The organism is Mucilaginibacter sp. OK283 (genome assembly GCF_900110415.1).
Classification (GTDB): Bacteria; Bacteroidota; Bacteroidia; order Sphingobacteriales; family Sphingobacteriaceae; genus Mucilaginibacter.
In genome coordinates this window covers 16,115-40,910 of sequence record NZ_FODR01000012.1, presented here as the reverse complement: position 1 = coordinate 40,910, position 24,796 = coordinate 16,115, and the positions used below count along the sequence as shown (strand labels likewise).

Annotated in this window: 20 protein-coding genes; 12 read left to right on the top strand and 8 right to left on the bottom strand. The window is 42.5% G+C overall.

Annotated elements, in window-relative coordinates; genetic code table 11:
• Positions 1–4: 4 nt before the first annotated feature.
• The 4 genes from BMX56_RS23190 to BMX56_RS23175 form a co-directional block, all read right to left on the bottom strand.
• Positions 5–3,031 carry a SusC/RagA family TonB-linked outer membrane protein gene (locus BMX56_RS23190; RefSeq protein WP_090652084.1) on the bottom strand — a complete coding sequence of 1,009 codons (3,027 nt, stop codon included), beginning with the start codon at positions 3,029–3,031 and terminating at the stop codon, positions 5–7.
• A 259-nt stretch (positions 3,032–3,290) separates the two neighbouring features.
• Positions 3,291–6,185, bottom strand: coding sequence for a ligand-binding sensor domain-containing protein (locus BMX56_RS23185; RefSeq protein WP_090652083.1), 2,895 nt, complete (start codon positions 6,183–6,185; stop codon positions 3,291–3,293).
• A 104-nt stretch (positions 6,186–6,289) separates the two neighbouring features.
• Positions 6,290–7,252 carry an oxygen-dependent tRNA uridine(34) hydroxylase TrhO gene (locus BMX56_RS23180; RefSeq protein ID WP_090652082.1) on the bottom strand — a complete coding sequence of 321 codons (963 nt, stop codon included), beginning with the start codon at positions 7,250–7,252 and terminating at the stop codon, positions 6,290–6,292.
• A 201-nt stretch (positions 7,253–7,453) separates the two neighbouring features.
• Positions 7,454–9,934, bottom strand: coding sequence for a DUF5686 family protein (locus BMX56_RS23175; RefSeq protein WP_090652081.1), 2,481 nt, complete (start codon positions 9,932–9,934; stop codon positions 7,454–7,456).
• A gap of 132 nt (positions 9,935–10,066) precedes the next feature.
• On the opposite strand from BMX56_RS23175, the gene kbl reads away from it, so the two are divergent.
• From kbl to BMX56_RS23145, 6 genes are read left to right on the top strand one after another with little or no spacing between them, the layout of a single operon-like run.
• The gene (gene kbl / locus BMX56_RS23170) at positions 10,067–11,257 is read left to right on the top strand and encodes a glycine C-acetyltransferase (protein WP_090652080.1); all 1,191 of its coding nucleotides are present in this window, start codon (positions 10,067–10,069) and stop codon (positions 11,255–11,257) included.
• A gap of 42 nt (positions 11,258–11,299) precedes the next feature.
• Complete coding sequence (locus BMX56_RS23165) at positions 11,300–11,584, top strand: DUF6364 family protein (RefSeq protein ID WP_090652079.1); 285 nt, start codon at positions 11,300–11,302, stop codon at positions 11,582–11,584.
• Positions 11,574–11,990 (top strand): type II toxin-antitoxin system VapC family toxin, encoded by a 417-nt coding sequence (locus tag BMX56_RS23160; protein WP_090652078.1) that lies wholly within the window; start codon positions 11,574–11,576, stop codon positions 11,988–11,990. The genes BMX56_RS23165 and BMX56_RS23160 overlap by 11 nt, the downstream gene beginning before the upstream one ends.
• Complete coding sequence (gene pheS / locus BMX56_RS23155; RefSeq protein WP_177183893.1) at positions 11,990–13,024, top strand: phenylalanine--tRNA ligase subunit alpha; 1,035 nt, start codon at positions 11,990–11,992, stop codon at positions 13,022–13,024. The genes BMX56_RS23160 and pheS overlap by 1 nt, the downstream gene beginning before the upstream one ends.
• On the top strand, positions 13,021–13,434 hold the full coding sequence (locus tag BMX56_RS23150; RefSeq protein WP_090652076.1) for a Rieske (2Fe-2S) protein: 414 nt from the start codon (positions 13,021–13,023) through the stop codon (positions 13,432–13,434). The genes pheS and BMX56_RS23150 overlap by 4 nt, the downstream gene beginning before the upstream one ends.
• A gap of 3 nt (positions 13,435–13,437) precedes the next feature.
• Entirely contained in the window at positions 13,438–14,019 is a 582-nt protein-coding gene (locus BMX56_RS23145) for a TetR/AcrR family transcriptional regulator (RefSeq protein ID WP_090652075.1), read from the top strand.
• A gap of 6 nt (positions 14,020–14,025) precedes the next feature.
• On the opposite strand, the gene BMX56_RS23140 is transcribed toward BMX56_RS23145, so the two are convergent.
• A complete protein-coding gene (locus BMX56_RS23140) occupies positions 14,026–14,412 on the bottom strand; it encodes a hypothetical protein (protein ID WP_090652074.1) in 387 nt (128 codons plus the stop codon).
• A gap of 193 nt (positions 14,413–14,605) precedes the next feature.
• Between BMX56_RS23140 and creD the strand changes: the two genes are divergently transcribed.
• The 4 genes from creD to BMX56_RS23120 all read left to right on the top strand — a co-directional run bounded on the left by creD (position 14,606) and on the right by BMX56_RS23120 (position 18,741).
• On the top strand, positions 14,606–15,955 hold the full coding sequence (gene creD / locus BMX56_RS23135) for a cell envelope integrity protein CreD (RefSeq protein ID WP_255369902.1): 1,350 nt from the start codon (positions 14,606–14,608) through the stop codon (positions 15,953–15,955).
• A gap of 282 nt (positions 15,956–16,237) precedes the next feature.
• Complete coding sequence (gene rlmD / locus BMX56_RS23130; protein WP_177183892.1) at positions 16,238–17,647, top strand: 23S rRNA (uracil(1939)-C(5))-methyltransferase RlmD; 1,410 nt, start codon at positions 16,238–16,240, stop codon at positions 17,645–17,647.
• A gap of 78 nt (positions 17,648–17,725) precedes the next feature.
• The gene (locus BMX56_RS23125; RefSeq protein WP_090652072.1) at positions 17,726–18,124 is read left to right on the top strand and encodes a hypothetical protein; all 399 of its coding nucleotides are present in this window, start codon (positions 17,726–17,728) and stop codon (positions 18,122–18,124) included.
• A 107-nt stretch (positions 18,125–18,231) separates the two neighbouring features.
• Positions 18,232–18,741 carry a phosphoribosyltransferase family protein gene (locus BMX56_RS23120; protein WP_090652071.1) on the top strand — a complete coding sequence of 170 codons (510 nt, stop codon included), beginning with the start codon at positions 18,232–18,234 and terminating at the stop codon, positions 18,739–18,741.
• 36 nt (positions 18,742–18,777) lie between these two features.
• On the opposite strand, the gene BMX56_RS23115 is transcribed toward BMX56_RS23120, so the two are convergent.
• Both BMX56_RS23115 and BMX56_RS23110 read right to left on the bottom strand, forming a co-directional pair.
• Positions 18,778–19,941 (bottom strand): CapA family protein, encoded by a 1,164-nt coding sequence (locus BMX56_RS23115; protein ID WP_090652070.1) that lies wholly within the window; start codon positions 19,939–19,941, stop codon positions 18,778–18,780.
• A gap of 40 nt (positions 19,942–19,981) precedes the next feature.
• Complete coding sequence (locus BMX56_RS23110) at positions 19,982–20,572, bottom strand: C40 family peptidase (RefSeq protein ID WP_090652069.1); 591 nt, start codon at positions 20,570–20,572, stop codon at positions 19,982–19,984.
• Positions 20,573–21,077: 505 nt separating this feature from the next.
• Between BMX56_RS23110 and pdhA the strand changes: the two genes are divergently transcribed.
• Together pdhA and BMX56_RS23095 are read left to right on the top strand one after the other, a co-directional pair.
• Entirely contained in the window at positions 21,078–22,073 is a 996-nt protein-coding gene (gene pdhA / locus BMX56_RS23100; RefSeq protein ID WP_090652067.1) for a pyruvate dehydrogenase (acetyl-transferring) E1 component subunit alpha, read from the top strand.
• Positions 22,074–22,181: 108 nt separating this feature from the next.
• Positions 22,182–23,837 carry a pyruvate dehydrogenase complex dihydrolipoamide acetyltransferase gene (locus tag BMX56_RS23095; RefSeq protein WP_090652066.1) on the top strand — a complete coding sequence of 552 codons (1,656 nt, stop codon included), beginning with the start codon at positions 22,182–22,184 and terminating at the stop codon, positions 23,835–23,837.
• Positions 23,838–23,963: 126 nt separating this feature from the next.
• On the opposite strand, the gene BMX56_RS23090 is transcribed toward BMX56_RS23095, so the two are convergent.
• Positions 23,964–24,518 carry a DinB family protein gene (locus BMX56_RS23090; RefSeq protein ID WP_090652065.1) on the bottom strand — a complete coding sequence of 185 codons (555 nt, stop codon included), beginning with the start codon at positions 24,516–24,518 and terminating at the stop codon, positions 23,964–23,966.
• Between the last annotated feature and the right edge of the window lie 278 nt (positions 24,519–24,796).

Here is a 24,796-nt window from a genome sequence, read left to right as displayed (position 1 = left end):
TTGATTAAAAAGTAACGTTAACACCAAAATTATAAGTTGCATATAAAGGATATACGCTGGCGTCGATACCCATACTGCCTACGCTGCCGCCAACCTCGGGCGTAAATCCTTTATAGCCGAAAAAGTTGAGCGCGTTTTGCGCATTGGCATACAACCGTATTTTGGAGAGCCCCCATTTTTTTGACAACACAGATGGCAGGGTATAGCCCAACTGCGCGTTACGCATCCTAAAATAGGCGCCGCTTTCAACATAAAAAGAGTTTGGCGCGGCATTGGCGGTTGAGCCCACGTTTACCGATGGATAGGTATTTGAGGTACCTGCCCCATGCCAGCGATGGTCATAAAAGTCTTTGGTAAAGTTTTCGTTACCAAATCGGTAAGCAATATTGGCATTGTAAACACTGACATCGGCTACGCCCTGGAAATCTAAAGCCAGGTCGAAACTTTTGTAGGTAAATGAGGTGTTAATGCCGTAGTTGTATTTAGGCAGCGGGCTTCCTAACACTACGCGGTCGCGGCTGTCAAGTATACCGTCTTTATTGGTATCCTGGTAAATAAAGTCGCCTGGTTGGGCACTGGTTTGTTTTGATGCAGCTACTTCGGCAGGTGTCTGGAAAATTCCGGTCACTTTGTACCCGTAAAACTCGCCAATAGGCTCGCCTACCACGGTACGGGTTGCCAAAGCGCCATTGGCAATGCCTGCGCCACCATCATAAATTGGGTTGGCACCGCTTAGTACACTTAGTACTTTGTTGTTATTGATACCAAGGTTTGCGCTGATGCTATACGAGAAATCTTTTGTAGCCTGATCTTTCCAGCTTATTAAAAACTCCGTACCACGGTTGCGGATACTGGCCTGGTTACCAATCAAACTGCTGTTATTGGTACCCAATGAACCTGCAATTGGTATAGCAAATATGGCGTCCTGGGTTTCGCGATTATAATAATCGGCTTCAAATGTTAATCTATTATCTAAAAAACCACCTTCTAAACCAAAGTCGGTAGCAACGGCTTTTTCCCAAACAATGGTTGGTGGTACAAGGCTGTTAATGCTTGCCCCCGGATATGCTGTTTGCGGATTACCGAAAATGGCGGTAAGGTAGGGATCTGAAGATACAACCTGGATAGATGGGTTAATGGGTACCACTGAGTTACCAACTTTACCCCAGCTTCCGCGAAGTTTCAGATTGCTAAACAACTTCTGATCTTTCATAAAGCCTTCGTTGGTAATTACCCATCCCGCGCCTACCGATGGGAAGTAGCCAAAAGTATGGTCGCCATAAAACTGCGAAGCACCATCCCTACGGATTGAAGCATTTAACAGGTATTTGTCTTTAAACGAGTAATTAGCTCTTGCAAATTGCGATAAGGCCCTTGTGTGCACCTGTGACCCCGGAGTTGCATAGTAAGTAACTTTTGCAGTATCGGGGAACGAGTTGTGTTGGTTACCGCTGCTGGCATAAGGTACGCCCTGCGCGTGGGCATCCAGCTGTTTATCGCGGTTGTTTTGCGCGCTGTAACCCAACAGAGCTGTAATTTTATGATCTTTTATTTTAACATCGTAGGTTAACGTATTTTCCCAAATCCAGTTGCGGGTTTCAGTATGGTTTACGTCGAGGTTTGATACCAGGCTTTTTTGCGCAAGAGTAGCCTGGTAAATTGGGGTATATCCCCTTGATTCGGCCTGACCAATATCTCCACCAAAGCTTGTTCTGAATTTAAAGTTTTTCAGAAAATTAACCTCACCGTAGCCATTGTATGTGAAGCGCAGGTTTTTTGACCTTTGATTGGTAAAGTCAAGGGTGGCTTGAGGGTTATAATTGTTGCCATCGCCAGTGTGGTAATCATTAGGATCGCCGTAGTTACCATCAGCGTATCGCACCGGCAAAGTTGGCGCTGCGCCAAATAACTGGTGGAAAATGCTGCCGTTAACGTCTTTTGATTTGCCTAACAGGCCGTTTGCTGTATAACCAAATTTTAAAGCTTTAGTAGGCTTAAAATCGTTTGAGAGTTTTACATTAAAGCGCTGGTAGTTGTTAGTTTTTGCAATACCATCCTGATCCAGATAACCGAATGAATAGTTGTAGGTATATTTATCTGTACCGCCGCTTAATGAAACCTGGTGGCTTGTTACAAAGGCATCGCGCAATACCAGTCCGTACCAATCTGTCCCTTTTCCGTAGCTTGAAGGGTTGCTGAATATTAATGGCGATTGGTTATTAGAAGTATAAAGTTCATTGATTGCGGTAGCATACTCGGTAGCATTGGCCATTTTTACCTGGTTGGTAACAGATTGCCAGCCAGCATAACCATTATAGTTAATAACCGGCTTGCCTTTTACGCCTCTTTTAGTGCCAATTAAAATAACGCCGTTTGCAGCACGGATACCGTAAATGGCTGTACTTGATGCATCTTTAAGGATACTTACGCTTTCTATATCCTGCGGATTTAAAAAGCTGATATCGCTGTACCAAACGCCATCAACAACATATAGCGGGCTAACATTTCCATACACTGTACCCAAACCACGAATGGTGATAGATGGCGAAGCTCCCGGCGAACCTCCGTTGGTAACCTGTACGCCTGCTACTTTACCTTGTAAGCCGCTAAGCGCGTTGGTTGATGCCTGTTTAGATATCTCTGCACCTTTAACGGTTGCTACCGACCCCGTAACATCAAGCTTGCGCTGAGTACCATAGCCCACTACAACTACCTGGGCCAACTCATTAGCCTGAGCCTTTAATGCTACGTTGATAGTGGTTTGGCTGCCTACCAATACAGCCTGGGGGGCGTAACCTATATAAGCAAATGTTAAAGTTGCTGTACCGGTAGCGTTAATAGTAAATGTACCATTAACGTCTGTTTGGGTGCCTGTATTGGTTCCCTTTACTTGCACCGATACGCCTATCAGGCTTTCGCCGGTGGTGGCATCAGTAACTTTTCCTTTAACTGTAACGTTTTGTGCAAACGCGGCGTCTATGGAAAAAAGAAACAATAGCATCAACCCTGAAATAGTAAAAATTCTTTTCATAGTGGTTAATAAATAAAAACGGATTAGAAATAATTGGTTTATTAGTGTACAAAGCTGTATAGATAATGCCAGTTAGTCAAAAAAATTAACTCAACATTAATACATCAACCTTAACATACTTTCACAAAGTTTGTGTGGTGTTATTTTATTTATTTGATAATCAGGTTATTAAACCGGGGTTTCGTATAGCATACATACTACAACCGGGGTGTGTGGTAAATCGGTTTTATAAATGGTTATGAGAGGTAATGATGTAGTATTATAGTTCGATGAGAAACTCCACCAGGTTTTTATCATGCTCCAGGTTGAGCTTTTTACGCAGGCGGTAGCGCCTTATTTCGACGCCACGCAGCGAGATGTTTAAAAGGGAAGCCATTTCCTTACTACTCATATTCATGCGCAGGTAGGCGCAAAGTTTAAGATCGTTTGGCACCAGGTCGGGATGGTCTGATTTTAATTTTTTGAAAAAGTTTTCGTGGGCTTCGTTAAAACTTTTTTCAAAAATGTTCCAGTCGCGCTCGTCATTCATGCCTTCGTCGATAACCTTTTGAATGCGCCGCAGCTGGTCGTCGGCCAGTTTTTTGCCCGAGCTGTCTTTGAGGTGTAGTATTTCTTCGCTGATTTTTTGCAGCAATTCGTTTTTGTAAACCAGGTTCATGGCCGAATTGGCCAACTCCCGGCTTTTGCTTGCCAGATCTGCCTGTAGCTGTTCGTTTTTTATGCTGATGATATGCTGCTCGTTCGCAATGGCCTCTTGTTTTAAAAACTCTTCCTTTTCGCGTTGCAACTTTTCGTGAATGTGCAACTGGTGGCGTTTTAGTTTCAGGCGGTAATAGTACCTCACCAGGTAATAAAACAATAACAGCAACAAAGCATAAAACAGCATGGCAGGTTTGCCGGCATACCACGGCGGCAAAATAATGAAGGTTAATGAGGTGATTGACGATACATTCTGATCGTTTATTTTAGCGCGTACCTTAAAATGGTAGGTGCCCTGATCAAGGTTGGTAAACTCTTTCTGGCTCTGCTGTGTCCAGTCGCTCCATTGGCGCGAGTAGCCTTCCAGGTAATATTGAAATTTTATTTTAGCCTGTTTATAATACGGTAGTGAGTAGGAAATGCGAATGTTGTTTTGGGCATAAGGTATTTCTATGTCGTTAAGGCTACTGCCACCTTCGCTTATTATATAAACCTTGTCGGTAATGTTTTCAACCTGGCGTATGAGTACCTGCGGAATGCTGATTTTGTTGGGGAGTAAGGCATCCTCATCGTTGAGGATAACGAAACCATCATCAATACTAATAAGGTAAGTTGACGCATTAATACGGTTAATAGTTTCATAGTGCTGCACCATTTGCCCGTTAAGAATGCTGAAACGGTTGGTATCAATACTCAACTTGCCCGGCACCGAAAAGTCGGCCAGGGCTACACGGCCCTGGTTTATAAACCAGTATTTTTTACCTATGGCTTTGATGATTTTGCTTGAGGTGGCAAATGTGCCCAGCTTTTTATTAAGCTGCGTGTATTTAAAAAAGCGATCGGTAATATCATCGTAAACATAAAAACCCGAATCGGAAGTAAACACCACCCGGTTATCAAGGTCAAACACATTTACATTGTAGCTGCCGGGCAGGCCATACCGGCTATCGTAATATACCTTTGAAGTTACCTTTTTCAGGTCGGCGCTTAAGGTTAGTTTATAAATGCCTTTGTAAGCATGGCTTACCCAAATTTGTCCTTTGCTATCCTGTTCAACATAACGGGATGGCTCGCCAAAACCTTCTACTTTATGGTCAAATATCCAGTTGCCCAATACATCTTTTCTCAAAATTGCCAGGCCTGTATAGTTTCCCTGGATGAGTTTATCAGCGCCAAATTTTTTGGTTGTCCAGCCGCCGGTTATAGTGGATATTTTGGTTATGGTACTGCCGTTTACCTGGTAGGTGCCATCGTTATGGCCGCAAAGCAGGCGCCCATCCTGCAGTGTAAGTTCCCAAACCTGGCCTTGCGAGCCGGGGATAAGTTTAAAATCAAACGACTGGAAAAGCTTGTTGTTGTTTTCGGGAACCCAATCGCTGTAAAAAAGCCCCTGGTTTGTACCCAGGTAAATCTTATTATCAAAAATGATACTGGAGTAAACGGTGCCAAATTTGCCTGTTTTATCAAAGTAAAAGTACAATGGCGAGTTAACCTCGATGCGGTCGATGCCGTTGTCAAGCCCCGCCCAAAGGTTTTGTTCGCTGTCGGTATATAAACTTAAAACGGTATTGTTTTGCAAGCCACTTGCCTTGTTAATATGCTGAATAAGGTTACCTGCGGTATCAATAACCACTACACCATTTAATATGGTACCGTAGGCCACGTATTTGCCGGCTATGAGTGCGCCGTTATTAAGCTGGTAAGTTTTTAAAAAATCGTTAGCCTGGTTTGCCCACGGTTTTATGGTTTGGCCATCGTAAATAAACAAGCCATTTTGGGCTGTGCCAATGATGAATTTGTTTTTTTGGAACGGCAGCATCGATAACACGCCGCTTGGCCCTAAAATATTGCTGCCGGGTACAAAAACCAGCTTGTTATCCTTAAGCTCAAACAGCCCAACCGAAACCTTTTCGATAAAAAAGCGGTTACCCGCTTTAAACATAAACAGGTACGGGTTTGGTGTTTTTATGACATTCATTTTTCCGTTGGAATAAATGTATATCGACCCGAATGACTGGAAAATGATGCGCCCGCCATCAATATATATCTTCCAGATTTCTTCATTTATGGGTTTATACTTTGCCGGGACCAGGTTTACCAGCGAGTTGTATTTTAAAACGCCCTTGTTATCATCGGCCCAGTAACCAAATTCGCCATATGCCCCAACGTAAATTTTGCCTTTGCCATCGGCCGATACCGAACGAACGATTAAGCTGTTGGGCATATGATGTTGCTGCCAGTATTTACCATCAAAGGCAAGTAAACCCTGGGCATTGCCAAAATACATAATGCCATGTTCATCGCGCGTAATGCTCCAGTTTTGATTGCCAGACTGGTACATGGCCTTGGTGTAATTTTGTACATAAGGCACACCTACGCTTTTGATATCCACCGCGCGCGCAAGCAGGGAAGTAATACAAAACAACAGGAAAATAATCGGTGACGATTTACGCATGGGTTATAAAAAATGGCATCGGTATGCAAGACAAACCAATTTTACGAAATTAAGGGTTGAGTTGCAGAAATAAAAAAGCCTACCGGTCGGGGGTAGGCTTTTTGTTATTGATCTGCCAGTTGCAGGTTATTTCTTTTCCTAGTATTTACCGGCTGGGGTACTTTTACATAGTAGCCTGTGCCGTCATAAACCCTTTTGCGCGGATGGCTTTGGCAGGCTTCGCTGCAGCAACCTTCCAGGTTGGTACCACATTCATCGCACTGGGTAAAATGTTCGTTGCACTCGGGGTTGGCACAATTGATCATTTTTGGGGTGATTGTACCACAATTGCGGCAGGTTGATATTACTACCGGGTTCACGCTGTTTACATCAACTGAAAGGCGGTTATCAAATACATAGCATTTGCCCTCAAAATCCTGGCCGCCAGCTTCTTTACCATATTTAATGATACCCCCATGTAGCTGGTAAACTTCGGGGAAGCCTTCGTGCAGCAACAGTGCCGATGCTTTTTCGCATTTAATGCCGCCAGTGCAATAGGTCAGGATCTTTTTATCTTTGTATTTGGCCAGTTCGTTAATCATGGCCGGGAAATCCCTGAAGTTTTCGATATCAAGTGTTACTGCATTTTTGAATTTACCTAACGAATGTTCGTAGTTTGACCGTACATCCAAAACAACCACATCATCACGGTCTTTCATCGCCATAAATTCTTTTGGCTCCAGGTGCTTGCCCGTTTGTTGCTGCGGGTTGATGACGTTAGGGTCGCGCAGGCCCGAGTAAACGATCTCGGCTTTGTAGCGGCAGTGCATTTTTACAAATGAGGGCTCAGTAACTTCATCAACCTTAAAATCGATGCCCGCAAAACGCTCATCTGCGTGTACGGTATCCATATAGGTTTTGCAAGCTTCGGCGGTGCCGGATACGGTACCGTTAAGCCCTTCTTCGGCCACAATGATTCGGCCGGTTAACCCCAGGCTTTTACAAAATTTTAAATGATCGGCAGCAAATTGCTCCGCATCGGCTATTGTTGAATAACAATAGTACAGTAGTGTATTATATATTGCCATAATCCATTGATACTGCTGTAAACAGTGTTAAATGAGGTGCAAAGATAGACTTTTGAGGCGAAAGGTAAAAGGATAGAGGCGAAAGGTTTAGTCGCGGTTAGCAAATATAAATTCCGCACCAAAAAAATAAAAGGTTGATAAACATTGATTCCTTTTCCAAAGGCCTTTTATCTTTTGCCTTTATCCTTTTACCTCAAAAAACTATCTTATCCCATAAAAGATCCTGAAACCCTGGATGTATTTTTTGTTGCCCATGTAGGATACACCATAATCAACCCTGAAAATAAGCCGTTGTACACCGACGTAAAATTCTGTGTAATCGCGATTGGCTTTGGTGGTAAGGTAGTTGGCGCCGATAATTTCTTCCAGCTTGGCCTTCCTGAGCAGTGGGATCTTATCGAAGATTGAACCGGCAAAATTGTGCTGGAAGTGGGCTTCAAGGAAAGCGCCGTTAGTACTGTAAGTATAAAATGGTAAAAAGTGAAAACTGCCTACATAAGTAGGGTCGAAGGTGGTACCCTGGTTACCTAAAAAGTGATTGTAATCCATATAGTACAGGTTTTTATCGTTAAAGAAACCGCCGGCAGTTAATTTAAACGATGAAAAACCGGTTAAGCCTACACGTATCTTATACTGCGATACATCAACAGATGTAAAATCATAGTTAACATCGGAGCCTAATAAATTATTTATACCCTTGCGGTAGTTTAACGTTAAAGTAGGATATTTTGATGGCAGGTTAAACTTGCCGGTTGGCCGGGTTACGTACTCCTGGTCAAATGTGAAAGTGGCCGAAGTTGCAAAAGTCAAAGCCTGGTTTTCAGGAAATAAAAAAGAATGATCATCGGCTGGTGTGCCCGGTGGGGCAAGGGGATTATTTGATGTAAATTCTCTGTTTTTGACATCTTTAATATGTGAGTAGGAGGTATTGTAAAGCTGGCTGCGACTTGCGTATGATAAGCTACCCGATAGTAATACGCCATTGGTTACTTCGCGCTGGTACCCAAATAAACCATAATGAGTGCGGTAGTATTTTACATAGTTATTCTCGCTCAGCAAGGTACTTAAGGTATTAAAATATAATGATCGGGTACCTACGTTATTCAAATCAAGCACATCGCTGCCAAACCCCGTAAAAAATTTAGCGTTATGGAACGGGTCATTTTTATAATCGGAATAAATATTGGCGCTAAAAACTTTGTTTGAAAAGCCATAGCGCAGGGCAGGCGTTATACTAAAGGAATGGAAATCGTCAATTTTTTTGGTATACCTAACCTTGGCGTTTATGCCAAAACCCTCTACTGTGTTGTAATAAAATGTTTGTATAAACGGATATACCCACAGCGAGTCTTTATTATTGCGGCTGCTTGCATAATATCCAAATATCAAATAACCGGGGTAGTTAATATGGTTTTTGGTATGTTGCAACGTATCCAGGTATTGTTTGGTTTGCTTATGTGCTGCTATACTATCTTTTTTCTGATAATCCCGCGCTTCCCTTGGTGTTAACGGAACCGGTCGCACAGATGCCCAGTATTCGGCATTTTTAGCATTTGCAACAGTATCCACATTTAGCACTTCGCCGGTAAAAAAGTGATCAGGAAAGGTGGGGTTAACTTTATAGTTGTTGTATATCGCCTCATAATAACCGCCAAACTTAAAACCAAACACCTGCCCTTTAAAATTATATTGTACCGCCGCCGGCATCCAGATACTATCGGTTATAGCTACATATTGCTGGGTAATTTTTAAGGTATCTACCAGGTTAAGGTTATTTACGCCTTTTGTCAGGTACAAATCGGCACTATACAACCGCCATTCGCCATCTACTATATAAATATCACCCTGAAAATACTGGCCGTGGGCGCGGCGCGGAATAACCTGAATTTTATTTATCACCCGGCCATTTTCGTTAGATACACCAAGTAACTTATACCTGTAAAATGTTAACGCATTGGATGCCAGGGGCGATACAAAGCCACGGGCGCTTAAGCCATTAATGCTGAATACATTTTTGTAAAAATTTACCTGTAAATCAGATGCCTTATTGTAGCTGAAAGCTGTGTTTATACCCGCTATTCTGTTGGCAATGGTAACTTCCCTGATTTTATCGGGCGATTGAAAGTTATAGTTGGATAGCGATTCCTGCTGGTAAAGAATACCGCGGCCCATCGAATCGAGATCGAGCGTACGGATAACCTCTTTTGATAATAATGATTTTGGGGCGCTCAATAGTTTTTGAACTCCTTTAATATAAACTGCACAGGAATATGAAGTAGCTTCATCCAGGTAATATTTTCGTTTTTTGATAACCTGTTTCATGATGGTATCGGCAGCATCGTGATTTTTGCGGTATATGGCAGCTACCCGTTCGGTTCCGAAAACCTCATCGTCTAATTGTACGTTTAGGGTTTCGTCATGATCGGCTATGGTTACGCTAATCGTCTTTTCGTTAAATCCAACAAAGCGATAAGTTAAATTATAGATGCCGGGAGCAAGCTTAAACTCATATAATCCGTTTTCATTGGCTGTGGTGCCATAAGTAGAGTTGCGGATATACACCGATGTAAAAGGAATTACTTCGCTTTTGGAGTTGGTGATCCTGCCCGACAAAACATATTGCTGTGCCGACGCCGTAACGGCACATAAAACAGTAAAAATCAATAGTAAGTGTATTCTCATAGTCTATCAACAATCAAATACCGTTAACCGTTGAAATGTTTTGTTTTACACTTAATAAATAATTAAAACCGATGTTGGCCCCGTCAAATGACTGTTATTGCTTAATTTTGCAGCCTTTAACCATCAACTACTATGTATAATACATTACAGCCGGTTTTGCAGCAGGAACTGGAAGCCATTGAAAATGCAGGTTTATTTAAAAAAGAGCGCATCATTACATCGGCGCAAGGTGCGGATATTACCGTACAGGGCGGGCAGGAAGTAATAAACTTTTGTGCTAATAATTATCTTGGTTTATCTGGCAACGCTAAAGTTATCCAGGCGGCTAAGGATGCAATGGATACACATGGTTATGGTTTATCGTCTGTTCGTTTTATTTGCGGCACGCAGGATATTCATAAAGAACTTGAAAAAAAGATAGCCGAATTTTTAGGCACCGAAGATACCATCTTATACGCCGCAGCTTTTGACGCCAACGGTGGTGTTTTTGAGCCATTGTTTAATGAGCAGGATGCTATTATATCCGACGAATTGAACCATGCATCTATCATCGATGGTGTCCGCCTTTGCAAGGCCCAGCGCCAGCGTTATAAACATGACGACATGGCCGACCTGGAAGAAAAACTTAAAGCCACCGAAAGCTGCCGTCACCGTATTATTGTAACCGATGGTGCATTCAGCATGGATGGTACCATTGCGCAGCTTGATAAAATTTGTGCCCTGGCCGAACAATACAATGCTTTGGTAATGATTGACGAAAGCCATTGCAGCGGTTTTATGGGAAAAACCGGTCGCGGTACGCATGAGCACCACCATGTAATGGGTAAAATAGATATTATTACGGGTACTTTGGGTAAAGCTTTGGGCGGTGCATCCGGCGGTTTTACATCGGGACGTAAAGAGATTATTGATATGTTGCGCCAGCGTTCGCGCCCATACCTGTTTTCAAACACTTTGGCGCCTGCTATTACCGGCGCTTCAATAGCGGTTTTGGATATGTTGAGCGAAACTACCCAGCTGCGCGACAAGTTGGAAACCAACACTCAATACTTCCGTCAAAAAATGACCGAAGCCGGTTTTGATATTAAACCGGGCGTACATCCCATTGTACCGGTTATGCTTTACGAAGCTAAACTGGCACAGGAGTTTGCCGCCAAAATGCTGGAAGAGGGCATTTATGTAATAGGTTTTTATTACCCGGTGGTTCCGCAAGGCAAGGCACGTATCCGGGTACAGATTTCCGCTGCGCATGATATGCATCATTTGGATAAGGCAATCGCGGCGTTTACCAAGGTGGGTAAGGAATTGGGAGTGATTAAATAATACGTGCAGATTTTTTATATTTGTACGTATAAATGACTTGTTATGGAAAGTACAAAGCTAACCTTGAGTGTTAAATCAGATTCTGTGCCCCGCATGAAAGAATATGCGAAACGCAAGCATACAAGTGTTTCTAAGTTAGTGCAGGAGTATTTTGATAAAATAGAGGAACAGGAAAAAAAGGAAGACTCTTTAATAGAAAAATATAAAAACACAGAAATCCCTGAATGGATTCAAAGTTTAACGGGTATCTTAAAAGGGAAATATCCCGAGGATATGGATTACAAGGAGATGAAGTACGAATATTTTAAAGAAAAATATGATCTATAAACGCCTATTCTTAGATAGTGATGTTTTATTGGATATGTTTTTAAAAAGAGAGTCGTTTTTCTTTTACACTCAAATTTTGTTAATGGAGAGTGAAAAAAGAAAACTCGAATTGAAAACATCGTCGTTGGTAATTGCAAACATAAATTATATATTAAGAAAGCAGATAGGCATATCTACAACTAAAGAAAGCATAAAGAAATTAGCCGGATCAATCGATATATTGCCATTTGAAAAAGATGCTATAGATTTTGCTTTAGCAAGTAACATTGTCGATTTTGAAGACGCGATTCAATGTTTTATTGCTAAGAAGAGTAACTGTGATTTAATTATCACCCGTAATATAAAAGACTATAAGAACTTCTTGATCCCGGTTTTAACAGCCGAACAATTTTTAAGAACACTATAATGCAAAATAAAATAGACCAATACGCCGCCGAAATTAAAGCCTTTGCTTCTGCCAAGGCCGATGAACTGGAAGCGTTCCGCATAAAATTTTTAGGTACCAAGGGAATTATCAAAGATCTTTTTGAAGAATTTAAAACCGTTGACCCCGAAGAGAAACGCACTTTTGGTAAAGTGCTTAACGAGTTTAAACAGCTGGCGGAAGCTAAATACAACGAATTAAAAGAAACTCACAACTCACAACTCACAACTCACAACTCAGATATCGATTTAACTTTGCCTGGCGATGGCTTTACAGTTGGCTCACGTCATCCGTTGTCGTTAGTACGTAATGAGATCATCGATATTTTTAAACGCCTTGGCTTTGTTGTTGCCGAGGGGCCGGAGATTGAAGACGACTGGCATAACTTTTCGGCGTTAAACTTCCCCGAAGAACACCCGGCGCGCGATATGCAGGACACCTTCTTTATTAAAAAGAACAGCGGGAAAGATGATATCGCTTTGCGTACCCATACATCATCGGTACAGGTTAGGATGATGGAGCACGGCAAGCCGCCGTTCCGCGCTATAATGCCGGGCCGCGTTTACCGTAACGAAGCAATATCTGCCCGTGCGCATTGCTTTTTTCACCAGGTAGAGGGGTTATATGTTGATGAAAACGTATCATTTGCCGATTTAAAGCAAACACTTTATCACTTTGTACAGGAGCTTTACGGCGAGGGTACCCAGGTAAGGTTCCGGCCATCATACTTCCCGTTCACCGAGCCATCTGCCGAAATGGATATATCCTGTACCATATGCAAAGGATCTGGCTGCAATATGTGTAAATACAGTGGCTGGGTAGAGATTTTGGGCTGCGGTATGGTTGACCCTAACGTTTTGGAAAATTGCGGTATTGATAGTAAGAAATTTACCGGTTTTGCGTTTGGTATGGGCATGGAACGAATTGCCAACCTCAAATATGTTATCCGCGATCTGCGTTTATTTTCTGAAAATGATGTGCGCTTTCTGAAACAGTTCACTACCGAGATGCTATGAGGAAACTGCTGGCGATAATGCTTATTGGTTTGTGCTGTTTTTCATGTGGCAAAGCAACAGACAATATACCCAGTGTACCGGTAAACTTTTCGGCACCCATAAATGATCCGCGCCTGGCGCCGCTTACCAGTGGCGGCGGTGTGGTTTTTATAAATGGTTATGGTGTTGCCGGGCTTATCATATATCGTACCGGGTCTGGCCAATATGTAGCTTATGACCGGTGTAGCAGCTATCAGCCCGAAAAAAAATGCGCAGTTACGCTTGATGCTTCCGGCTTTTCGGTAACTGATCCTTGCAGTGGTTCCAAGTTTTCTTTGGCTGATGGTACGCCTGTAAAAGCGCCGGCCACCAAATCATTAAGGGCATATAGTGTGAGTGTCTATAATTTTCAGATATTTGTATCCAATTGATACATGGAAGCCGATAAAATTAAAGACAGCATAAAGCGGGCAGCGCAAGATTTATTCCGCAAATTCGGTTACCATAAAACCAGCGTTAACGAAATAGCCAAAAAAGCAAGAATCGCAAAAGCCACTATCTACAAGTATTTTGATAGTAAGGAGGCGGTATTGCATATTTTGCTGATGGACTATATTAAAGCCAGCGTTGATGACCTGGTACAGAGCAATACTCCTGATATGGACGAGGAGGCCCACCTCAATAACCTTATCATGAAAACCTGCCGCCTGTCATACACCGTTTGCAACGAATTTATAGGCTGGGATTTTATCCGCGAATCAACCAACTCCCAGGATTTTTTAAAAAACCTGAGTAACGAGCTTGAAGAAATGCTGATGGCATCATTTATTCAACTGCCCGGCATCCGCAAACACGAAACCTATCACCAGCGTTTACGCTTCCTGATCAAATGCAGCAAAAGCATCGTGTTCAGTTTCGCGTTTACCTCGGTAAGCGATTCTGATGTGCGTAAAAACTTTGTTTCTTTTCAAAAAGAGATATTGCCGTATTTGGTAAAGGCAGCTATTACGGTGTAGGTTAGCCTATTTCAAATTGAACGTTGTCGATCCGCTTTCTTCAACATCCCAGATGGTTGATTCATCAACGTTGATGGCATTTAAATTTAAAAAACTATCTGCTTGCTGTAAATAATCTTCGTCGGTATCGCCAAGCCGGGGTATTGCTATAATCTGTGGATCAATGTTAATCCTGCGGATTCTGTCGGTCAGCAGTACCAACGTGGCTTCCGAATAGGTTGATGATGCATCCTTGTTTAATTCACCATTCCCGTCAAAAAGAAAGTAGTCTGTCATTAAAATCGAAAAGAATTGCTTGTCGCGTTTATCGTAATAAAACACTTCTGAGAATTTTACCGGTGATTGCTGCAGACCGGTTATTAGCCAATTATATATTTGTTGCTGGGTGGTCATCGCTTAAAGATACGGACTTAAAAATAATTGAAGTATTTTAATAATATGCTTTGAAATGCAAAGTTCTTTTATTTAATTTGCTTTCAGAAATAAAGGCCGTAGAAAAGGCCTATCTTTTTACATTTTTACTTTGAAATGCAAAGTACTTCAATTAAATAAAATGATACAACAAGAACCAAAAACGCGCGGAATAATGGACTGGCTCAAGGAGTCGGTTACAGTTAAATTACTTTTTATCGGAGTGCTGATTATAGTATTGCTCATCCCCTCATCGCTGATTAATAACCTGATAAGCGAGCGCGCGCAGCGGCAGGACGAGATGATAAATGACGTATCAGATAAATGGTCGGGCGGGCAGTTGGTAGCGGGGCCGGTATTGGTGATTCCTTACAGAAAACATATCCAGAAAACAGATACAGCCAACAAAGTAACCAGGCAGGACGCTATGGAAAACCTTTATATCCTGCCCGATAATTTAAATATTAAGGCAGGCCTTAATACACAGATATTGCATAGGGGCATTTTTGATGTAGCGGTTTACAACTCGCTGGTTAAAGTATCCGGAAACTTTTCAAAGGCCAGCCTGGCCGGTCTTTCTTTAACCGCCGATCAGCTTGTATTGGATAAGGCGCGCCTGGTTTTTAGTATTACCGATTTAAAAGGTTTAAAAAACAATCCGGTGATAAAAGCAGCCGGCCAAACCTTAACTGCCGAGCCTGTATTTAATAGCACATTGTTACCGGGCGACGGACTACAGGCGGCCATCGATTTATCAGGAACAAAGGATGGCGAATTTACCTTTGATTATAACCTGGATATGAAGGGCAGCCAGGAACTTAGCTTTCTACACCTGGGCAAAACTACCGATGTGCAAGCCGGCGGCAGTTGGGCCAGCCCAAGTTTTGACGGCCGTTATTTGCCAGACGAACGCACGGTAGATAGCGGTGGTTTTAAATCGCACTGGAAAATATTGTATTATAACCGGCCCTTCCCGCAGCAATGGGTTGATGATAACGGTCTGATAAACAACGAGAAAAAGCAAGCCGATGCTACTTTCGGAATTAAACTTCGTTTACCGGTTGATCAGTATCAAAAAACAACGCGCACCAGCAAGTATGCCATTTTAATTGTGCTGCTTACTTTTATCTCCCTGTTTTTAACCGAGGTTATCCGCAAGCAAAGCATCCACATTTTCAATTATGTTCTGATAGCCGCTGCCATGATCATTTACTACCTGCTATTGCTATCCTTCTCTGAACAAATTGGTTTTAACTTTGCTTACCTTGTGGCCTCCGTTGCAACCATTGGCCTCATAGCAACCTTCATAGCCTCCATATTAAAAAACAGGATGGCGGCGGTGTTATTTGCTTTTATCCTATCGGTATTTTACACATTTATTTTCGTGATCATCCAACTGGAAGACCTGGCGTTGATGGTAGGGAGTATAGCCCTCTTCATCATCGTTGGAGTGTTGATGTATTTCTCACGGAAGATTAACTGGGATAAGCAGGAAACAATAAAAGCGGATGCGGCACATAGCTAAACATCTTATTTCATAACAACCTAAACCTTACATTTATATACCATATACCGTTTTGGTATATGGTATAATATTTATTATGTTTGCATAGTAAATTTAAATACTATGAGCCGTGAACTAACAGATTTTTCAAAACAGGTAGACGAGCAGTTCGATATTGAGTTTAATCCATTAACAGATATTGTAAGCTATTTAATGGGTTTATTCCTCTAAGGCTGCTGTTGCTTTTTTAGTCTTAATTCTTGATTCTAACTTCTTGATTCTGATTGTTACCTTTGCAGCCTGATGAATAAAGTTGCAAAACAGAAGTTTTTTGAAGACGTTCGGATAATAGATATTGCCGAAGAAGGAAAAGGCGTGGGCAAAACCGACGACTTTGTGCTTTTTGTTGATAAAGCCATACCCGGCGATGTTGTAGATGTACAGGTTTACAAAAGCAAAAAGAATTTTGGCGAAGGCAAAATTTTTAACCTGAAACAAGCATCGGAATACCGTACCACACCATTCTGTGAGCACTTTGGTACCTGCGGCGGCTGCAAATGGCAGCACATGACCTATGAGGCGCAGCTTAAATTCAAACAAAAATCTGTTGCCGATGCCCTTGGCCGGATAGCCAAAATTGACGTAGATGGCATCATGGACATCATCCCATCACCGGCCGACCGTTACTACCGCAACAAGCTGGAATATACCTTTAGCGATAAACGCTGGTTATATGATGGCGAGAATAAAGAAGATGAAGCACTTAACATGAACGCCCTTGGCTTTCATATCCCCGGCCGGTTTGATAAAATTTTGGATGTAAAGCACTGCTACCTGCAGGCCGAGCCATCAAATGATCTGCGCAACAGCATTCGCGATTTTGTGATTGAGCATGGCTATTCATTTTATAACCTGCGTAACCACGAAGGCGCATTGCGAAACCTTATTGTGCGTACATCGTCAACCGGCGAGATCATGGTTATAGTAGTGTTTGCCTATGTTGAGCAGGAGGATATTGATAAGCTGATGAACTTTATTGATGCGGGTTTCCCGGAAATAACGTCATTGTTATATATCATCAACCAAAAAAAGAACGATACCATTTTTGACCAGGACGTAATAGCCTTTAAAGGCCCAGAATACATTCATGAGGAAATGAACGGCATTAAATTCCGCATCGGCCCAAAATCGTTTTACCAAACTAACAGCATCCAGGCCCTGCGCCTTTACGAGATAACCCGCGATTTTGCAGGCTTTAGCGGTAACGAGCTGGTTTATGACTTGTATACCGGCGCCGGTACCATAGCCAATTTTATAGCGGGCAGCGTAAAAGAAGTGGTAGGGGTAGAATATGTGCCCACTGCCATTGAGGATGCCAAAGTAAACTCAGCAATTAATGATATCACCAACACTAAATTTTATGCGGGTGATATGAAGGATGTACTGGTGGCTGATTTTGTGGCCGAACATGGCAAACCTGACGTGATCATCACCGACCCGCCGCGTGCAGGTATGCACCCCGATGTGGTTGCCCGTTTGATGGAAATTGAGGCGCCTAAAATTGTTTATGTAAGCTGTAACGCTGCTACCCAGGCCCGCGATTTGCTGGTACTTAAAGAAAAATACGATACCGTAAAAATACAACCTGTAGATATGTTTCCGCATACGCAGCACGTGGAAAATGTGGTGTTATTGGTGTTAAGAAGTTCATAGTTGATGGGTCATGGTTCATGGCAGAACAACGAAACATTATTGAAATTAACGAAATAAAAACAACAGTTCAAGAAATATATGCAACCCGAAGATCTGTTAAACGAAGGTAATAAAGAGAACCTTGAGCCGGCCAAAAATAGTCCGTTGCTGAGTTTAGAGCGCGATCTTAAATTTTTTAAAGATTCGATACATGAGGTAGCCATCGAAATTATGGTGGAGGGGCTATCATCATATCCAATTTTTATAGCTCATCAACACGAGCTAAAATTGGGCGAATTGATACTGGACAGGCACGATTTGAATTCGGACTGGAGCATTCACGCTTCAACCCTTGAAGAATTTACCGAACGCGGCGTAATCAAGCCGGAATTGAAAGAACGCTTTATCAGCAGCTACAAAAATCCCAATGAATATATGTGCGTGTTTGTAGTAGTGCCCGAAGGAGCAAACTTTGTTTATGTGCCCTATAAAAAATAGATTGTGCAGCGTTTAAACTTGAAACCTTAAAACGGACTTGTATATTTACCGCGTATAAAACCAACATTGTAACGGTTTTCCGTTAAAACTTACAAAGCTTTCTTCCCATGCCCGAAAAGAAACTCCTGATATTAAACCGGCAGCAGATACAGCAAAAGCTGGACCGTATGGCTTACCAGATACTGGAAGATAATTTTGACGAGGAAGAGATACTTATAGCCGGCATATTGCCCCGTGGCAACCACATAGCCGGTCGCCTGAAAGCCATTTTGGATAACATCGCTCCATTTAGCAGCAAACTATTATCTATTGAATTGGATAAGCAAAGCAGCAGCCTGCAGGCCAATATCGATTTTGACGTAAATGCCTGTAGCAACAAAGTAGTGATACTGGTTGATGATGTATTAAACAGCGGCAAAACCCTTGCTTATGGCTTCGGGGTTTTCCTTGATGTACCCTTGAAAAAACTACGCACGGCTGTTTTGATAGATCGTAATCACAAAAGCTTCCCGATAACTACTGATTTTGCCGGCATGGCTTTATCAACTGTTATAAAAGAACATGTAGATGTTGTGATGGACGAAGAGGGTGAAGAGGACGCGGTTTATTTGAGATAGGAAGGTAAACTAAGTTAGTGCCTCGCTGCCCGTTTATTAGTTGCTGCTCAGTTCTTCCTGGGGCACTACAACCTCGCCGCGATCTGAAATATGGAGACCTCCCCCTGCAAAGTCGCTGTCGCTCAACATCCTGATCCTGGTGGCTGCACTATTTAGGGTATCGCGTTTAAGGCCGCCGTCATGCGTCTGCCTGAATGAAATGATATTACCTTTTAAAAACTCGCCTTTTTTATTAACGTATACTTTCAATAGTGGAGCAAAGCCGCAAACACCTGCAACGCTCACGCTGCGGTAAGTGCAAAAATTGCCCAGACTGTAAGCGATAAGCCTGTTTTTATACAACTCCATGGCGCGGTTAACATGCGGGCCGTTCCCAAAAATGAGGTCGGCGCCGGCATCGATAGCATTATGGGCAAAGGCATATACATCGCCACGCTTTTCATTAATATAGCTTTCCATTTTACGGGGCACATGCTCATAATCAACACCCTCGCCGCCACCATGAAAAGATACAATCACCACATCACATCGTCGCTTTAATTCGCTGATGATGCTGGCAGCGCCCTTCAAATCAAGTATTGGAACTGTGTTGGCGTTGGGTGCAAATGAACAAAAGCCATATTTGATGCCATTTACTTCAAAAACGGTTGATGGCTTTATCAGCAGCCCTGCATAATGAATACCGAGGCTATCCAATGTTTTTGTGGTGCTGTTGCGACCTTTAATATCAAAATCGCCAATATGGTTATTGGCAAGGCTAAGCACGTTAAATCCGGCGCTCTTTAAAACTGAAGCATATTTTGTAGGCATCCTGAACAGGAAGGCTTTGCTTTTTTGATGCAATTTGTAATGCGCCGGATCGCCGGAATCTAACAGAGATCCTTCAAGGTTACCGAATATCACGTTTGCACCTTTCAGATCGGGCTTTACTGCATTAAAACTGTTTATGGCGCTATCTGGCGGCAGGGTAGCATTATTAGGGTAGGAAGTGCCCAGCATAATATCGCCCATGGCGGCAATACAAAGCGAATCGGGTACAATGGGTTGGGGTTTTGGAGGTGTCGGTTTGGGAACTGCAGCCTTTTGTTGCTTAACAGCAACGTGTTTTGGTGGCGGTGTTTGGCAAGCCTGCAAAAGTATAACCAGGCAGGTTACAACAGGCAGTGAACAAGGTTTGGTATAAAAAAAAAGTCCCTTCATGTTTATGACGGGACTAAATTAAGTATTTTATTGAATTTCTTTAGTTGCTATTATCGTCGTCGGTATTTGTTGCAACGTTGCTGTTGGTTAGCTGATCTTTAAATGAGGCTAACAAACGACCGCCTTTATAAAAGTAACGACTGTAATAATTATCGTCGAGGCTGCTTATCGCTACGCCTCTTGATGAGGCATGGGCAAACTTTCCATCGCCCAGGTAAATGCCTACATGGGAAATGCGGCGGCTGTGAATTTTAAAGAAAACAAGGTCGCCTTCTTTTAATTCGTCTTTACCAACAGGGTTAACCATGCTGAAAATATCGCGTGAGCTTCTTTTAATATCCAGGTTAAAAACCTCGCTATATAACTCTTTGGTGAATGCCGAGCAATCGATGCCTTTTCTTGATTCTCCGCCAAAATGGTAAGGGGTACCAATCCAGTCATAAACAAAGTGAAAAAGTTTCATGTTTGAGGTTGCTGATAAGGCAACACCCATAATTTGGGATAAGTACGTTTTCGCTAAACCTTCCTGCTCGTCGGTTTTATCCTCAGTTACAGTTGGAGTGGTTTTTGTTTGAGCTTGCGAAGCTAAAACAGTGAACATTAGGGCAATAGCCAGGGCAAATTTCTTCATTTAATCCGTTAAAATTGTTGTTAGGGCCAACAAATTGTTTATTAAATCAGACACTTTGTCTATCGTTGAATACAAAACTATCCATATTTTTTAAAATTGCAAATAAAACGTGCTTTTTTTTCAAAAAATATAAATATAAGGGCCTTACTAAAAATGTTATTAACATAAAGCTAATCCTATTACGAAGGATGAATATTTATGGTTACCCTTTTTGGCCACGAATCATAATTTATTTCAAAATTGAGCAAAAAAAGAATCTAAAAAACAAGACAATTGCTGTTTTTTAACAGTTCAAACACAGAAAGTTAGCAGAAATCCTTTGGCGAAAATTAAAATCGGCCTTATAAAGTTTGGCAAATCAAACAAAATGCTGCTGGAATTGCTTACCAAACGCACAGTGCGAGAAATAAAAAATAAAACTGCATAACATTTGGTTCCGGTTTCGGTAATTTAAAGGATATAATTAGATTTGCGCTTTACTCCAAGAAATTGACTGTTTAAATACATGAGTTCAATCGAAATAACTAAGGACACTTACCTGATGTGGTACGAACAAATGCTGTTGATGCGTAAGTTCGAAGAAAAGACAGGACAACTATACGGACAACAAAAAATCAGGGGCTTTTGTCACCTGTACATTGGGCAGGAGGCCGTATTGGCCGGTGCCATGTCTGTAATGAAACAGGAAGACAGCATGATAACCGCATACCGCGATCACGCCCATGCTTTGGCCAAAGGCGTTGAGCCTAAAGCTATCATGGCCGAAATGTATGGTAAAGCAACCGGATGCTCAAAAGGCAAAGGGGGATCAATGCACATGTTTGATAAAAGCAAACACTTTTATGGCGGTCACGGTATAGTAGGCGGCCAGGTGCCACTTGGTGCAGGTGTTGCTTTTGCCGAAAAATATAAAGGTACCGAGTTTGTGAACATCACCTACATGGGCGATGGTGCTGTACGCCAAGGCGCACTTACCGAAACCTTTAATATGGCCGCGCTTTGGAAACTACCTGTAATTTTTATTTGCGAAAATAACGGTTACGCCATGGGTACTTCTGTTGAGCGTACAACTATCCAAACTGATATTTATAAATTAGGCTTACCTTATGGTATCCCTTCATCGGCTGTTGATGGTATGGACCCTGCCGCAGTACACGTTGCGATGGACGAAGCTATATCACGTGCCCGTGCAGGTGAAGGCCCAACCTTTTTAGAGATGCGTACTTACCGCTTTAAAGGTCACTCTATGTCAGATCCGCAGAAATATCGTACCAAAGAAGAATTGGAAAGCTACAAGGCAAAAGATCCGATTGAAATGACTAAACAAACGATTGTTGAAAAGCAGTATGCCGACGATAAATGGTTTGAGGAAATTGACGCAAAAATTAAAGCTATTGTTGATGAAGCGGTTCAATTTGCCGAAGAATCGCCATGGCCAGAGGCTTCTGAACTATATACCGACGTATACGTTCAGGAAGATTATCCATACATTAGAGACTAAATGCCAAGCCGGAAAACATAAGGCACTATTCAAGTTTTTTTGAATTTTGACTTTTGAATTTTGACTTATAAAACGTTGTACTAAAATTATAACACATATAAAAAGTATATGGCCGAAGTAGTTAAGATGCCTAAAATGAGCGATACCATGACCGAAGGGGTATTGGCTAAATGGCATAAAAAAGTTGGCGATAAAGTAAAATCAGGCGATGTATTGGCCGAGGTTGAAACTGATAAAGCTACCATGGATTTTGAATCGTACCAGGATGGTACCTTGTTATTTATAGGTGTTGAAGAAGGTGCAGCCGTTCCGGTTGATGCGGTTATTGCCGTGATTGGTAAGGAAGGCGAAGATTACAAAACCGCGCTGGCAGATAGTGGTAGCGAGCCTGCCGCGAAGAAAGAAGAAAAAGCGGCTGAACCAGCACCTGTTGCCGATAAAAAACCTGTAGCTACAGCTGCACCAAAGGTTGATTTATCAAGCATACCGGCTACGGTTATACGCATGCCGCTTTTAAGCGATACCATGACCGAGGGTACCATTGAAAAATGGAACTTTAAAGTAGGTGATAAGGTAAAGGCTGATGATTCATTGGCCGATGTGGCAACCGATAAGGCTACTATGGAAGTTGTTGGTTACGAAGCCGGCACTTTATTGTACATTGGTGTAAAAGAAGGCGAATCAGTACCCGTTAACGGCATTATTGCCATTGTGGGTAAAGAGGGAACCGATATTACGCCTTTGTTACAAGACGCTGGTTCAGAATCTGCCGCGCCTGCTGCTGAACAAGCCGCGCCGGAAGCAAAAACCGAAACTGCTGATGCAGCTCCTTCCGCTTCGTCATCTGCTGATGACAGCCGCGTTAAAGCATCGCCGCTTGCACGTAAAATAGCAAAAGATAAAGGCATCAACCTTAATGATGTAAAAGGCAGTGCCGAAGGCGGCCGCATTATTAAAAAAGATGTTGAAGAATATACACCAGCTGCCAAACCGGCTGCTGAGCCAACACCAGCTGCTGCTCCTGCATCGGCACCTGCCGCTCCTGCGAAAGCGCCTGTTGTATTGCCAACCTATACCGGCGAAGAGAAATTTACCGAAAGGGCAGTTACGCAAATGCGTAAGGCTATTAGCCGTCGCTTAAGCGAAAGCTTGTTTACCGCTCCGCATTTCTACGTAACCATGAGCATTGATATGGATCAGGCTATTGCAGCCCGTACCCGCATTAATGATGTGGCCCCGGTTAAAATATCGTTTAATGATTTTGTGTTAAAAGCCTGCGCGGTTGCCCTAAAACAACATCCTGCTATTAATTCATCATTCCTGGGCGATAAAATACGCACTAACGAGCATATTCATATTGGTGTTGCCGTTGCTGTTGATGAAGGCCTGCTGGTACCGGTAATTAAATTTGCCGATGGTAAATCGTTAAGCCATATCTCGGTTGAGGTAAAAGACTTTGCAGGCAAAGCAAAATCTAAAAAATTACAACCTGCCGAAATGGAAGGCTCAACCTTCACCATATCAAACCTTGGTATGTTTGGTGTTGATGAGTTTACCGCTATTATTAACACACCAAACGCTTGTATACTTGCAGTAAGCGGCATCCAGGCTGTTCCGGTTGTTAAAAATGGCGCTGTGGTGCCAGGTAATATCATGAAAGTTACCCTGAGCGCAGATCACCGCGTGGTTGACGGCGCTACTGCCGCAGCCTTCCTGCAAACGTTAAAATCGTTACTGGAAGAACCGGTTAGATTGCTGATATAATTTGATTTCGGATTTCGGAATTTCGATTTCGGATTTTAAACACAAAAGAGCGATAGGGGGTACCTCGTCGCTCTTTTTGCTTTAAATAACGCTGCTGCGGGCTTCCAGCCCGTTGCAACTATGGTGTCAGCTTCCAGCTGACGTCGTAAAGTCTTGTACAATGGCATTCAGCTTATGCACATGCCTGTAAGCATGGTAAATAGCAACGGCTGCCCATTCCAACCGGGTAAGTAAGCCTATTCCGGTGAATTCGGGTGCAAGGCAAGTCCCTGTCAGGTCCTGGTTACGCACAATTTCTTTAAGCTTCTCAGAAACCGACGAAAGTTCATCCCTCAGGGAGGCCTTGTCATAATCCTTATCATCGGGTATTAATGTAGGTGCTGCAGGGTATTTTGCATCAAAATCTAAAAATATACCTTTTATTGCATCAACATATTGATCGGGGCTGCGTGGCGTAACTTTTACCGGGCCGTTTAAAGTTGAAACTGCGCCCTGCAATGAAAGCCGCAGGTGCTCCAGGTGCTGCGCCGGTGTCCATGATCCTGGTTGTGGTAAACGATTGAAATCGGCGGGTTTAATTGATGCTATAACTTGCATCAATTCATTAATAGTTGAATCAAGCGAAATAGTTAAAGGCTCTGGTAAATTGTGGCCGGGTGCGTTTATTGTCTGCTTCTCCATAATACTTTGTTGATTGATAATCAAATATCGGCAGGCACAATGTTATTTGGCCGGGGCAATATGGACATTTAAAGGGCGATTTGCGACATGTTCTATCGAATGTCATGAAGTCAAGAGTTTTTCGCACAAAGACGCAGAGTCGCAAAATTATTTGTTTATTTTCATGGCGTCTTCGCGCGAAATTGAAAGTTTAACATTTTAGGCTCGTATCACTAAATGAAAACGTTGCCATACGAACGAACAGGCAGGGCTTTTGAGCGCTGACGTTAGGAGAAACT